We start from the raw sequence: 13856 nt of genomic DNA on the forward strand, positions 1-13856 counted from the left end.
GCTACTACTACGCCGCCAAGCTGAACGCCACGATGGAAGACATCGACCTCAACCTCGAGGACTTCGTCGCCCGCGTCAATTCCGACCTGATCGGCAAGTACGTGAACATCGCCAGCCGCTGCGCCGGCTTCATCGGCAAGAAATTCGACGGCAAGCTCGCAGCCTGCGACGCCGAATGGCTCGCCCCGCTGCGCGCCGCCGCCGACAGCATCGCCAGCGCCTATGAAGCGCGCGAATACAGCCGCGCCCTGCGCGAAATCATGGCGCTCGCCGACGCCGCCAACGTCTTCGTCAACGACCAGAAGCCCTGGGAGTTGGCCAAGCAGGAAGGCCGCGAAGCCCAACTGCACGCCGCCTGCTCGCAAGCCATCGAGGCCTTCCGCCTGCTGACCCTGTACCTCAAGCCGGTGCTGCCCAAGGTCGCCGAAGCCGTCGAAGCCTTCCTCAAGATCGCCCCGCTGGTCTGGACCGACGCGGCGACGCCGCTGCCGGCCGGACACGCGATCGAAGCCTACAGCCACCTGATGACGCGCATCGACCCCAAGCAGGTCGTCGCGCTGGTCGACGCCAACAAGGAATCGCTCGCCCCGACGGCACCGGCTGCGGCCGCGACGCCGGCCAAGACGGAGAAGAAGGTCGTCGAGAAAAAGGCGGAAGCCTCGGTGGCCGCGCCCGAAGCCGGCGCAACGATCGGCATCGAAGATTTCATGAAGGTCGAGTTGCGCGTCGCGCGCATCGTCGACGCCGGCCACGTCGAAGGCGCCGAGAAACTGATCCGCCTGTCGCTCGACGTTGGTGAAGAAAAACCGCGCCAGGTCTTCGCCGGCATCAAATCGGCCTACGACCCGGCGGCGCTCGTCGGCCGGCTGACGGTGATGGTCGCCAACCTCGCGCCGCGCAAGATGAAATTTGGCATGAGCGAGGGCATGATCCTCGCCGCCTCGGACGCCGACGGCCAGACGCCGGGCATCTTCCTGCTCGCGCCCGACGCCGGTGCCCAGCCCGGAATGCGCGTCAAATAAGCCGTCCAGCCCTGCCGCAGACCATGCCCCGCGCCCGTCCCAGCCTCAAGATCGTGCTGTTCGCGCTCGCCGATGCCGCGGGGATGGCGCTCGTCGCCACCGGCGCGTTCTGGTTGCTCAAGGGCCAGCCCTTGCTGCTGCGCGGCTTCCCGACCAGCGCCATCGAAGCCGGCATTTGCCTCGGCGGCGGCCTGCTGCTGATGATCTGGTCGGTCGCCGGTATCCTGCGCGCGATCCTCGCCCAGGCCGCCGCGCGTCACAGCGCCGAACACGCGCACGATTACGGAGAAAAACGCTGACCATGCCTCGTCGTCCTGCCCGCCCCCTCGCTGAAAGATCACGCAGTACGCCCGGAAACGGGCGCCAGGAACGGGGAGCGGACGGACGATGAGTACGATCGGCGCCCTCGACGGCATCCTCCTCTGCGCCGGCCTGTGGCTGGCCATCGGCGCCGCCGGTCTGGCCTTTCCGCGCCGCCTGTCGCTGATGCGCGGCCTGCTCTTCCCGCTCGGCGCAATCACCGGCCTGGCCCTCGCCGCCTGCGCCCTCACCGCCCTGCTCGGCTCGCCCGAAGCGCGCATCCTACCGATCGGCCTGCCCGACCTGCCCTTCCACGTGCGCGTCGACGCGCTCTCGGCCTTCTTCCTGCTGCTCCTCGGCGCCGCTGGCGCCGGCATCTCGATCTACGCCGCCGGCTACCTTCGCCCTGGCGAAGGCACCGCGCCCGGCCTGCACTGCCTGCTCTACCACCTCTTCCTCGCGAGCATGGTCGGCGTCCTCGTCGCCGACGACGGCTACGCCTTCATGGTCGCCTGGGAGACGATGGCGCTGTCCTCGTACTTCCTCGTCGTCTCCGAGCACCGCCACGCCGAAATCCGCCGCGCCGGCTACCTCTACCTGCTGATCGCGCACGTCGGCGCGGTCGCCATCCTGCTCGCCTTCGGCGTGTTGGCCGGGCCGCAGGGCGATTACACCTTCACCGCGATGCGCGCCTTCGACCCGTCCGGCGCCTGGCCGAGCGTGGCCTTCCTGCTCGCCGTCTTCGGCTTCGGCGCCAAGGCCGGCCTCTTGCCGCTGCACGTCTGGCTGCCCGAGGCACACCCGGCCGCGCCCTCGCCGGTCTCGGCGATGATGAGCGGGATCATGCTCAAGACCGCGATCTACGGCGTCCTGCGCATCGCCCTCGATCTCCTGCAAGGGCAGCTCTGGTGGTGGGGCGCGCTGCTCATCGTGCTCGGGCTCGCCACCGCGCTCTTTGGCGTCGTCTTCGCCGCCGTGCAGAGCGACATGAAACGCCTGCTGGCCTATTCGTCGATCGAAAACATCGGCCTGATCCTGGTCGGCACCGGCCTGACCCTGATCTTCAAGGGCTTCGCGCTGCCCGGCTTCGCCGCGCTGGCGCTCACCGCGACGCTCTACCACTGCCTCAACCACGCCTTCTTCAAGAGCCTGCTCTTCCTCGCCACCGGCTCGGTGCTGCACGCCACGCACGAACGCAGCCTCGGCAAACTCGGCGGCCTCATCCATCGCATGCCCTGGGTCGCCTGGCTGGCGCTGGTCGGCGTACTGGCCTCGGCTGGACTGCCGCCGCTCAACGGCTTCGTCTCGGAATGGCTGTTGCTGCAGGGCTTCCTGTTTACGCCAGGGCTGCCGCACGGCTACCTCAACATGCTGCTGCCCGCCGTCGCCGCCGCGGTGGCGCTGATCGCCGCGCTCGCCGGCTACGCCATGGTCAAGTTCTACGGCGTCGTCTTTCTCGGCCAGCCGCGCGAGGAAGCCCTGGCCCACGCCCACGACGCCGGTCGCCTCGAACGCCTGGGCCTGGCCTGGCTGGCCGGCGGCTGCATCCTGCTCGGCCTGCTGCCGCCAGCGGTGATCGCCCTGCTCGATCCGGTCACCCGCCTCTTGGTCGACGGCGGCATCGGCGGCGCCGCGGCGACTTACGGCTGGTGGCTGCTGGCGCCGATCAGCGAAGACCGGGCGAGCTACAGCCCGATCGTCTTCTTCGCCAGCATGGCCCTGCTCATCCCGCTCGTCTTCTACAGCGTGCGCCGGCTCTTCCACGGCCGGATGAAGCGCGTCCCGCCCTGGGACTGCGGCTTCCCGTTGCAAACCCCGCGCATGCAGGACAGCGCCGAGGGCTTCGGCCAGCCGATCCGGCGCATCTTCTCGCCCTTCATGCAGCGCTCCCGCGAGCACCCCTCGCCCTTCGACCGCGCGCCGCGTTACCGCAGCGTCGTCGAGGACCCGTTCTGGGCCCTGCTCTACCAACCCGTGGTGCGCCTCGTCGAACGCGGCACGCGCCTCGTCGCCTTCCTGCAGCAGGGCCGCATCGCGCTCTACCTGTTGTTCAGCTTCGCCACCCTGATCGCCCTTTTGCTCCTGACGCGCGGATGAACGCCTACACCCTCTTCACCCAGGTGCTTGCCCAGCTCGCGGCCTTCGCCGCCGCGCTGGTCCTCGCGCCGCTGCTCACCGGCTGGATCAACCAGTGCCGGGCCTGGCTGCAAAACCGCTCGGCGCCGCCGCTGCTGCAGACCTACTACACGCTGCACAAGCTGTTCCACAAAGACGTGCTGCTGGCGCACAACGCCTCGCCGCTGTTCCGCGCCGCGCCCTACATCATCTTCGGCTGCCTGGCCCTGGCGGCGAGCATCGTCCCGACGCTGTCGACCGACCTCGCGCTCGCGCCGGCTGCCGACGCCATCGCCCTGGTCGGCCTCTTTGCCGTGGCGCGGGTGTTCATCGCCCTCGCCGGGATGGACGTCGGCACCTCGTTCGGCACGCTCGGCGCGCGGCGCGAGATGCTGATCGGCTTCCTCGCCGAACCGGCGCTCCTGATGGTCTTCTTCACCGCCTCGCTGATCTCGCGCTCGACTTCGCTGTCGACCATCGTCGAGACGCTGGCGCACCGCGAATTTGCCATCTACCCGAGCCTCGCGCTCGCTGGCGTCGCCTTCACCATGGTCTCGCTGGCCGAGAACGCGCGCATCCCGGTCGACAACCCGACCACCCACCTTGAGCTGACGATGATCCACGAGGCGATGATCCTTGAATACTCGGGTCGCCACCTGGCGCTCATCGAATGGGCCGCCAGCCTCAAGCTCTACGCTTACTCGTGCCTCGGGATCGCGCTCTTCCTGCCCTTCGGCATCGCCGAAAACCTGGGTCCGCTGGCGCTCGCCGCCTCGCTGTTCTGGATGCTCGTCAAACTCGCTGTCGGCGGCGCGGCGCTGGCCCTGATCGAAACCCTCTCGGCCAAGATGCGCATCTTCCGCGCCCCCGAATTCCTCGGCACCGCCTTCCTGCTCGCGGTGCTCGCCATGCTCGTCCACTTGCTGCTGGAGGTCGGAGCGTAATCCCATGAGCGTCCTTCACGCCGTCCCGCTGGCCAGCCAGCTGATCAACCTGTGCGCTGCGGTGCTGCTCCTGCTCGGCTTCGCCATGCTCGCCCAGCGCCGCATCTTGAGCCTGATCAACCTGTTCATGCTGCAAGGTCTGGTGCTCTTCGCCTCGACCCTGATCGTCGCCTACAGCACCGCGCAACACCACCTTTACTGGTCGGCCGGGCTGACCCTGGTCCTCAAGGCCCTGCTCCTGCCCTGGATCCTGCACCGCCTGATCCGCCGCCTTTCGGTCAAGTGGGACGTCGAGACCCTGCTCAACATCCCGACCACCATGCTCATCGGCCTGCTGCTCGTGGTCGTCGCCTTCAACGTGGCGCAGCCGATCTCCCAGCTCGCCGGCACGATCACCCGCTCGACGCTGGGCATCGCACTGGCCTGCGTGTTGCTCGCCTTTCTGATGATGATCACGCGCAGCAAGGCGGTGCCACAGGTGATCGCCTTCCTGGCGATGGAGAACGCGCTCTTCTTCGCCGCCACCAGCGCCACTTACGGCATGCCGATGGTCGTCGAACTCGGCATCGCGCTCGACATCCTGGTCGGCATGGTCATCCTCGGCATCTTCTTCTTCCAGATCCGCGAACAGTTCGACAGCCTGGACATCCGCCACCTCGAAGCGCGGGCCAAGGGCGAATAAGTCATGAACGCACTCCTGATTCTCCTGCTCACCCCCTTCATCAGCGGCGCGCTGCTGGCCCTCTTCGGGCACACGAAACGCGCCGCCGAGCTCAATGCCGCCGGCAGCCTCGTCACCCTGCTCGCGGCCGCGCCGCTCGCCTTCGAAGTCGTCAACGATGGCCCGCTGCTCGCCTTCGACCAGCTGTTCTTCGTCGATCCGCTCAACGTCTTCCTGATCCTGCTCACCGCCTTCGTCGGCTTCACCACCGCGCTTTTCTCGCGTCCCTACATGCGCAACGAGCACGCGCACGGCCGCCTTTCGAGCGCCCGCCTGCGGCTCTACCACAGCATGTTCCAGCTGTTCATGGGCACCATGCTGGTGGCGCTGTCGACCAACAACCTCGGCATCCTGTGGGTGGCGATGGAGGCGGCAACGCTGACCACCGTGCTGCTCGTCGCGCTCTACCGCACCCCGGCCAGCCTCGAAGCGGCGTGGAAGTACTTCATCCTCTGCGGCGTCGGCATCGCCCAGGCACTGTTCGGCACCATCCTCATCTACTTCGCCGCCGAGCGCGTGCTCGGCGCCGAACACGGCGCGCTCCTGTGGACCCACCTCGACGGCGTCAAGGCCCAGCTCGAACCGACCGTGCTCTCGCTCGCCTTCGTCTTCATCCTCGTCGGCTACGGCACCAAGACCGGCCTCGTGCCGCTGCACAACTGGCTGCCCGACGCCCACGCCGAAGGCCCGACGCCCGTCTCCGCCGTGCTCTCCGGCCTGCTGCTCAACGTCGCGCTGTACGCCGTGATCCGCTGCAAGGTGCTGGTCGACGGCGCCCTCGGCACCGCCTTCGCCGGCCAGCTGATGATGGGCTTCGGCCTGCTCACCGTCGTCGCCGCGGCCTTCTACCTCTCGCGCCAGAAGGACATCAAGCGGCTCTTCGGCTTCTCGTCGATCGAGCACATGGGGCTGATCACCTTCGCCTTCGGCATGGGCGGCCCGGTCGCCAACTTCGCCGCGCTGCTGCACATGACCGTGCATTCGCTGACCAAGTCGGCGATCTTCTTCGCCGTCGGCCACGCCGCGCAGATGGCCGGCACCCAGATCATCGCGGACATCCGCGGCCTGCTCAAGCGCTCGCCGACCGTCGGCTGGGGCCTCCTGATCGGCACCCTGGCCATCCTCGGCCTGCCGCCCTTCGGCGTCTTCGCCAGTGAATTCCTGCTCCTCACCACCGCCATCAAGCACTACCCGTGGGCCGCGCCCATCCTGCTCATCGCCCTCGGCGTCGCCTTCGCGGCGATGCTCGGCAAGGTGCAGGACATGGTCCTCGGCGAGCCGAACGTGCAGCCCTTGGCGCACAACCCGGCGCTGCTGCCGGTGTTCACCCACCTCGGCCTCGTCCTGATGCTCGGCCTGTGGATGCCGCCCGCGCTCGCCGACTGGTACCGCCTGGCCGCGCGCCTGATCGGATGACGCCCATGCCCGACACCGCCCCGATGCTCCCCGTTCGTTTTTTTGACGCGCCGCTCGACTTCATCGCCCAGCCCGCGCACGCCCAAGCGACCTTCGTCGCCGCCAGCGACGAGATCGACGCCGCACACTGGCGCGCCTTCGCCGTCGCCGCGCACGCCGCCGGCCGGCGCCTCGTCGCCCTGTGGGGCAGCGACGAGGGCGGCGGCACGCTCGCCGTCTGGGCCGCCTACGACCTCGTTGAAGGCCTGGCCTGCGTGCGTTTGTCCATGCGCCTTCCAGCGCCGCCGGAGCGCCCGTCTTTCCCCGATCTCGGCGACCTCTTTCCCGCCGCCGAGCGCATGCAGCGCGCCGCGCAGGACCTCGTTGGCATCGAACCGGCCAGCGCCGACCCCGCCTGGCCGACTGACACCCGCCCCTGGCTACGCCACGCCAACTGGCCGCAGGCCTACCATCCGCTGCGCCAAACGACGCCGGACGAACGCTTCGCGTGCGCCAACGAGCAGTACGCCTTCGTCCGCGTCGAGGGCGACGGCGTGCATGAAATCCCGGTCGGCCCGATCCACGCTGGCATCATCGAGCCTGGCCACTTCCGCTTCTCGGTGATGGGCGAACGCGTCCTGCGCCTCGAAGAGCGCCTCGGCTGGAAGCACAAGGGGATCGAACGCCGCTTCGTCGGCATGACGCTGGCCGACGGTGCACGCCTGGCCGGGCGCATTTCCGGCGACAGCACCGTCGCCTACGCCTGGGCCTACGCCCAGGCCGCCGAAGCCATTGCCGATTGCGCGCCGCCGCCGCGCGCGCTGTGGCTGCGCGCCCTGCTGCTCGAACGCGAGCGCGTCGCCAACCACCTCGGCGACCTCGGCTACCTCGGCAACGACGTTGCCCTGGCCTTCGGCCTGGCCCAGTTCCTGCGCCTGCGCGAGGACTGGAGCCGGCTGAACGCCCAGCTGTTCGGCCACCGCCTGCTGATGGACCGCATCGTCCCCGGCGGCGTCGCCAGCGACCTCTCCGCCGAAGGCGCCGACGCCATCCTCGCCCAAGGCGCGGCGCTCGAACACGAACTGCGCACGCTCAAATCCATTTACGACGAACACGCCGGTTTGCAGGACCGCTTCCTGACCACCGGCCGCATCATCCCCGAACTCGCCGTCCGCCTCGGTTTATGCGGCATCGCCGCGCGCGCCAGCGCGCAGGCGCTCGACCTACGCGTCCAGCATCCGGCCGCGCCTTACCCGGAGCTGGCGCCGCAGATCGCCGTCGAGCGCAACGGCGACGTCGCCGCGCGCGCGCTGGTGCGCTTTGCCGAGGTCAAGGAATCGCTGCGCCTGATCCGCCGGATTGTCGAACAGCTGCCCGCGGGCGAAATCCGCTGCGACGCGCGCAGCGCGCCCGGGCGGCGCGGTTTCGGCTGGGTCGAGGGCTGGCGCGGCGACGTGCTGGTGGCGCTGGAAACCGGGCTCGACGGACGCCTCTCGCGAGCGCACGCACACGACCCCTCGTGGCAGAACTGGCCGGCGCTCGAACACGCGGTGATCGACAACATCGTTCCCGACTTCCCGCTGATCAACAAGTCCTTCAACCTCTCCTACGCCGGACAGGACCTCTGAGCATGTTCCCCATCCTCCGCCAGATCGCCCGCATCGGCTGCATCACCGAGCCCGCGCCGGCCGCGGACGACGCGCTGCGCGTCACGCAGCAAAGGCTGGACGCTGCCATGCGCACCAAACTCGGTCGCGCCCTGGTCATCCGCCACGTTGACGCCGGCTCGTGCAACGCCTGCGAACTCGAAATCCACGCCCTCGGCAACCCGTACTACAACCTCGAAGCACTGGGCATCAAGTTCGCCGCCAGTCCACGCCACGCCGACCTGCTGCTGGTCACCGGCCCGGTCGCCAAGAACATGGAAGTCGCCCTGCGCCGGGCCTACGACGCCACGCCCGAACCGCGCCTGGTGGTCGCCGTCGGCGATTGCGGCTGCACCGGCGGCCTGTTCGGCGAGAGCTACGCCTCCTGCGGCAAGGTGGCGAACGTCATCCCGGTCGACGTCGCCATTCCCGGCTGCCCGCCGACGCCGCTCGACCTGATGCGCGGCATCCTGGCCGCACTGGGTGGCGGTGACGGCGAGTCGATCGAGGCCGCCGCCGACACCCCCATTGCACCGACTCAGCCCTGACCCTCCCCCCTCGCGCCGGCAACGCCATGTCCGACCTCGACGACGATTTCATCACCCGCCACTTCAGCATCGAAGGCCGCGTGCAAGGCGTCGGCTACCGCTGGTCGATGTGTTACGAGGCGGAAAAGCTGGGGCTTACCGGCTGGGTGCGCAACCGCCACGACGAGCGCGTGGAGGCGCTCGTGCATGGCCCGCGCAAAAAAGTGGACGCGCTGACCGTCTGGGTCCATCGCGGGCCGCCGAGCGCACGCGTCGTCCTGGTGCGCTTCGACGACCGACCGACGACCCCAGAAGAGCGTGCCTGGATCGACTTCATCCAGCGCCCGACATTCTGAGCCGCTGAAGACCTTCTCCGCATTTGCCGGGAACTCGGCATGCGGCTATGCTGACTAACTCGAGTTCGCGGCGACCTTCCTGCGCCGGCTTTGGCGCTCGCCGCGCCGTCTCAATCCGATATCAACAACCTCAAGGAGATACACCATGGCCGTTCTCGTCGGCAAGCAAGCCCCCGACTTCACCGCCCAGGCCGTCTTGGGCAACAACGAAATCCGCGCCTACACGCTCTCCAAGGAAACCGCCGGCAAGTATGTCGTCATTTTCTTCTACCCGCTGGACTTCACCTTCGTCTGCCCGTCGGAACTGATCGCCTTCGATCACCGCCTGGACGAGTTCAAGAAGCGCGGCGTCGAAGTCATCGGCATCTCGATCGACTCGCAGTTCACCCACCTCGCGTGGAAGAACACCCCGGTCAACAACGGTGGCATCGGCCAGGTCCAGTACCCGCTGATCGCTGACGTCAAGCATGAAATCTGCCGCGCCTACGACGTCGAGTTCGGCGCCGCCGGCGTCGCCTTCCGCGGCTCCTTCCTGATCGACAAGAAGGGCGTCGTCCGCCACCAAGTGGTCAACGACCTGCCGCTCGGCCGCAACGTCGACGAAATGCTGCGCATGGTCGACGCGCTGCAGTTCACCGAAGAGCACGGCGAAGTCTGTCCGGCCGGCTGGAACAAGGGCAAGCCCGGCATGAAGGCTTCGACCTCCGGCGTTGCCGAGTACCTGGCCAGCCACGCCAAGGAACTCTAAGCCCGCTGCATGTAACGCTGCACGCAAAAAAGGCCTGCCGGAAGACTCCGGCAGGCCTTTTTCTTTTCTGGCGTCTGGCGCGTCGCGCCGACGCCGCCGGCTAACCCGGGAAGCCCGGACGCAGGTCGAGGGCGGTCTTGGTCCCGCTCTTGTCCGAGGCGTAGTTGTATTCCATCCAGCGCCGGATCCGGTTGGCATCGCCGACCCGGGTCAGCTTACCGACCGAGTCGAGCAGCACGATCACCACCGGCTTGTCCGCGACCCGCGCCTGCATCACCAGGCACTTTCCGGCTTCGCTGATGTAACCCGTCTTCGACAGGCCAACGTCCCAGGCCACGTTCTTCACCAGCGGATTGGTATTCCTGAAGCCCATGTCCCGCCCGTTGATCTCGACGATGGCTTCAGGCGTGGTCGACAGCTCGCGGATCAGCGGATAGCGATGCGCCGCGGCGACCATCTTGGCCAGGTCGTTCGCCGTCGACACGTTGTGGCTGTTGAGTCCGGTCGGATCTTCGAAGCGCGTATCGCGCATCCCCAAGGCCTGCGCCTTGACGTTCATCGCAGCCAGAAAAGCCGGGATGCCGCCCGGATAATGGCGGGCCAAGGCATGCGAGGCGCGATTTTCAGAGGACATCAGGGCCAGCAGCAGCGCCGTCTCGCGGGTCATCGTCGCGCCAACGCGCAGACGCGACGTGCTGCCCTTGAGGTAGTCGACATCCTCCTCGCTGATGGTCACCGGCGCTTTGAGGTCCGGCATCCCGTCGAGCACCACCATGGCCGTCATCAGCTTGGTGATCGAAGCGATCGGCATGACCGCATTGGCATTCTTCTGATAGTAAGCGACTTCGCCACCCTGCTCGACCACCAGAGCTGCGCCGGAATGCACGGCTAGGCGGCCGGGGTTCTGGGCCGCGACCGCAGCGCCAGCTCCGGCGGTGGCTGCAGCGGCTCCGACCTTCTTGGCCGTCCCCTTGCTGCGTGAAGCGGTGGGCGTCGCCTTGGCTTTGCTCTTCGTGGCCGTCTTCGTCGCCGGTTTGTTCGCCACACTCTTTTGCGCCACAGGCTTCTTGGCAGTTTCGCTCGCCTGCGCCACCTCCGGCGCCAGCGCCAGCCCGAGCAAGGCACCGCAGCACAAGGCTGAAATAAGGGCAGTCCGCATTCACCCCTCCGTTTTTTGTTCTAGAAACGAACGACCGATTCTACAGGAGATTATCCCAGCCCAAAACAAAATCAAGGAAATTAGGCAGATGGAAATAAGTGGTTACAAATGACTTTAGAATTTAAAGCGCCACATCGGCCGTTTCCAAAAGGCTTTGTCGTTGGCCGTACGCAGGTCGGCGTTGAATCCAGAAACGATTCAAATCCTGCAAACCGCCCGTCGCACACCGTTTAATTTGCACACACCAAGTGCACGAAAGACCATGTGCAACCCACCAAAAATGCAATCATCATGAAGACTTCGGAAGGGCCATTCGCGCACCCGCAACAACGGACTCGATTGCATCGACCCGGCTCGCCGACTTCATGCCCGAGTTCTGCGCAGGCACTTTTCTTACCGTACTACCATACATGAGAGCCTTGCAAATCAAGGCATCCAGCCCAGGCCGCACCTGACTAAACGCATAGAACTTATGTTAGACTGAAGACCGTTGTTTCTCGTTGTCCAGGGCACTGAAACCCCTTTCATGCCTGTGCAAAAGCACGGATTCTGCCTCGCCCAGCCTGGCCGGACCGCCTCCGGCAAAATGACATTGTTTTCTGCCGCATCACCTGCATCGACGCCAAGGAGCAATCTTCAGCATTCGCCCGTCCCCAACCCATCACTGAGAGAGTGTATTGCGATGACCACAACCATCTCCATCCATGCGCCCGATTACGTCCAGCACGAGGGGCTAAAGCGCTGGGTCGCTGAAATCGCCGCCCTGACGACTCCGGAACGCATCGTCTGGGTCGACGGGACGCAAGAAGAATACGATCGGTTGTGCGCAGAACTGGTGGATGCCGGGACCTTCATCAAGCTCAAGAAACGCAAAAACTCCTACCTCGCGTTCTCCGATCCGTCGGACGTCGCTCGCGTCGAAGACCGCACCTTCATCTGCTCGGAAAAGCAGGAAGACGCGGGCCCGACCAACCATTGGGAAGACCCGGTGCGCATGCGCCAGACCTTGAACGAAGTCTTCAAGGGCAGCATGAAAGGGCGCACGATGTACGTGATTCCTTTCTCGATGGGACCGGTCGGCTCCCCGATCGCAAAAATCGGCGTGGAAATCAGCGACAGCCCCTATGTCGTGGTCAACATGCGCATCATGACCCGGATGGGCGAAGACGTCCTCCGCGCGCTGGGGCCAAACGACGACTTCGTGCCCTGCATACATTCGCTCGGCGCGCCCAAGGAGCCTGGACAGAAAGATCCCCGTTGGCCGTGCAATCCGACGACGAAATACATCGTGCATTATCCGGAGACGCACGAAATCTGGTCCTACGGCTCGGGTTACGGCGGCAACGCCTTGCTCGGCAAGAAATGTCTGGCGCTGCGTATCGCCTCAAGTATGGCGCGCGAAGACGGCTGGATGGCCGAACACATGCTGATCCTCGGCGTCGAGTCGCCGGCAGGAAAGAAACATTACGTCGCCGCGGCCTTCCCCTCGGCCTGCGGCAAGACCAACTTCGCCATGCTCATCCCGCCCAAGGCGCTGGGCGGCTGGAAAATCACCACCATCGGCGACGACATCGCTTGGATCAAGCCGCGCGTCGGCCCTGACGGCGTCAAACGTTTTTACGCCATCAACCCGGAAGCCGGGTTTTTCGGCGTCGCACCGGGCACCAACGAGAAGACCAACTCCAACGCCATGGCCTCGCTGGCCGAGAACACCATCTTCACCAACGTCGCGCTGACCGACGACGGCGACGTGTGGTGGGAAGGCATGGGACCGGCACCAGAGCACGTCATCGATTGGCAAGGGCATGACTGGACGCCGGCCATCGGCAAGGAAAAAGGCATCAAGGCGGCACACCCCAACTCGCGTTTCACCGCGCCTGCCCGCCAGTGCCCGAGCATCGACGCGGAATGGCAAAACCCCGAAGGAGTGCCGATCTCGGCCTTCCTTTTCGGTGGTCGGCGCGCGTCGACGATCCCGCTCGTCTGCCAGTCTGAAGACTGGGCCTCGGGCGTTTTCGCTGCGGCCACCCTCGGCTCCGAAACCACCGCTGCCGCATTCGGCGCACAAGGGGTCGTGCGTCGAGATCCGTTCGCCATGCTGCCGTTCTGCGGCTATCACATGGCAGACTACTACGCCCACTGGCTGAAAATGGGCAAAGCGGTCGACGAGGCGCCGCCGATTTTCATGGTCAACTGGTTCCGCACCAACGAGAAAGGCGAATTTGCCTGGCCAGGCTTCGGCGACAATGCTCGCGTCCTCAAATGGATCATCGCTCGCTGCGAGGGCGAAGTCGGCGCCAACAAAACCCCGCTCGGCTGGATGCCGCTCTATCAGGACATCGATTGGACTGAACTCGACTTCTCGCAGTCAGACTTCGAAGCCGTGACACGCATCGACAAGGACGCTTGGAAAGCCGAACTCTCTGGGGTGAAAGAATGGTTCGACAAGCTCGGCCAGAAAACCCCGGAACAACTTACCAAGATTCGCGAACGCCTGGAACAGACGCTCTGACCAGTCGTCACTCGCCGCCACCTTTGCGCAGCAGGGTGGCGCGGATCTGAACGACCCAGACAAAAAACGAGGCTTGCGTTGGCAAGCCTCGTTTTTTCCCTTTACGGGCAGTTTTACTTGGGCCGAGATCCGGTCGGGAAAGGCCACGCCCCAGTCGGATTGAGCGCCGACTTGATCCCAGGCGTCGCCGCCGTGGACGGTGGCGCACTCACAGCCGCCGGTGCCGCGGCCACAGGCTTCACGGCAGGCGCTGCCGCCACGGGCTTGGCCGCGGCCTTCTTCACCGCAGGCTTGGCTGCAGTTTTCGGCGCAGCAGGCTTAGCGGCTGCTTTCGTCGCTGGTTTTGCCGCGGCCTTCGGAGCGGCCTTCTTCGCTGCGGGCTTGGCGGCGGCCTTCGGGGCGGCCTTCTTC

The 13856-nt window shown here is 66.2% G+C and carries 12 protein-coding genes; 11 read left to right on the plus strand and 1 reads right to left on the minus strand.

Translation table 11 applies throughout. From position 1 onward, the window contains the following. The 10 genes from metG to QMB55_RS11585 form a co-directional block, all read left to right on the plus strand. The coding region (metG, locus tag QMB55_RS11540) for a methionine--tRNA ligase subunit beta (RefSeq protein ID WP_497588859.1) at positions 1 to 1022 on the plus strand (1022 nt) is incomplete at its 5' end. A gap of 23 nt (positions 1023 to 1045) precedes the next feature. Then, positions 1046 to 1321: a hypothetical protein gene (locus tag QMB55_RS11545; protein ID WP_497588860.1), complete on the plus strand. Its 276-nt coding sequence runs from the start codon at positions 1046 to 1048 to the stop codon at positions 1319 to 1321. An 88-nt stretch (positions 1322 to 1409) separates the two neighbouring features. Beyond that, positions 1410 to 3419, plus strand: a complete 2010-nt coding sequence (gene hyfB / locus QMB55_RS11550; RefSeq protein ID WP_497588861.1) for a hydrogenase 4 subunit B — start codon at positions 1410 to 1412, stop codon at positions 3417 to 3419. Beyond that, on the plus strand, positions 3416 to 4381 hold the full coding sequence (locus QMB55_RS11555) for a respiratory chain complex I subunit 1 family protein (protein WP_497588862.1): 966 nt from the start codon (positions 3416 to 3418) through the stop codon (positions 4379 to 4381). The genes hyfB and QMB55_RS11555 overlap by 4 nt, the downstream gene beginning before the upstream one ends. 4 nt (positions 4382 to 4385) lie before the next feature. Next, a complete protein-coding gene (locus QMB55_RS11560; RefSeq protein WP_497588863.1) occupies positions 4386 to 5063 on the plus strand; it encodes a formate hydrogenlyase in 678 nt (225 codons plus the stop codon). Between the two features lie 3 nt (positions 5064 to 5066). Beyond that, positions 5067 to 6518 (plus strand): hydrogenase 4 subunit F, encoded by a 1452-nt coding sequence (locus QMB55_RS11565; protein WP_497588864.1) that lies wholly within the window; start codon positions 5067 to 5069, stop codon positions 6516 to 6518. Between the two features lie 5 nt (positions 6519 to 6523). Then, on the plus strand, positions 6524 to 8125 hold the full coding sequence (locus QMB55_RS11570; protein WP_497588865.1) for a hydrogenase large subunit: 1602 nt from the start codon (positions 6524 to 6526) through the stop codon (positions 8123 to 8125). A gap of 2 nt (positions 8126 to 8127) precedes the next feature. Beyond that, entirely contained in the window at positions 8128 to 8691 is a 564-nt protein-coding gene (locus QMB55_RS11575) for an NADH-quinone oxidoreductase subunit B family protein (protein ID WP_497588866.1), read from the plus strand. A 26-nt stretch (positions 8692 to 8717) separates the two neighbouring features. Further along, positions 8718 to 9026: an acylphosphatase gene (locus tag QMB55_RS11580; RefSeq protein ID WP_497588867.1), complete on the plus strand. Its 309-nt coding sequence runs from the start codon at positions 8718 to 8720 to the stop codon at positions 9024 to 9026. Between the two features lie 145 nt (positions 9027 to 9171). Beyond that, positions 9172 to 9774, plus strand: a complete 603-nt coding sequence (locus QMB55_RS11585) for a peroxiredoxin (protein ID WP_497588868.1) — start codon at positions 9172 to 9174, stop codon at positions 9772 to 9774. A gap of 100 nt (positions 9775 to 9874) precedes the next feature. On the opposite strand, the gene pbpG is transcribed toward QMB55_RS11585, so the two are convergent. Continuing rightward, complete coding sequence (gene pbpG / locus QMB55_RS11590) at positions 9875 to 10933, minus strand: D-alanyl-D-alanine endopeptidase (protein WP_497588869.1); 1059 nt, start codon at positions 10931 to 10933, stop codon at positions 9875 to 9877. Positions 10934 to 11615: 682 nt separating this feature from the next. Between pbpG and QMB55_RS11595 the strand changes: the two genes are divergently transcribed. After that, entirely contained in the window at positions 11616 to 13445 is a 1830-nt protein-coding gene (locus QMB55_RS11595; protein WP_497588870.1) for a phosphoenolpyruvate carboxykinase (GTP), read from the plus strand. Positions 13446 to 13856: the final 411 nt, after the last annotated feature.

Source organism: Propionivibrio sp. (assembly GCF_041441355.1).
Classification (GTDB): domain Bacteria; phylum Pseudomonadota; class Gammaproteobacteria; order Burkholderiales; family Rhodocyclaceae; genus Propionivibrio.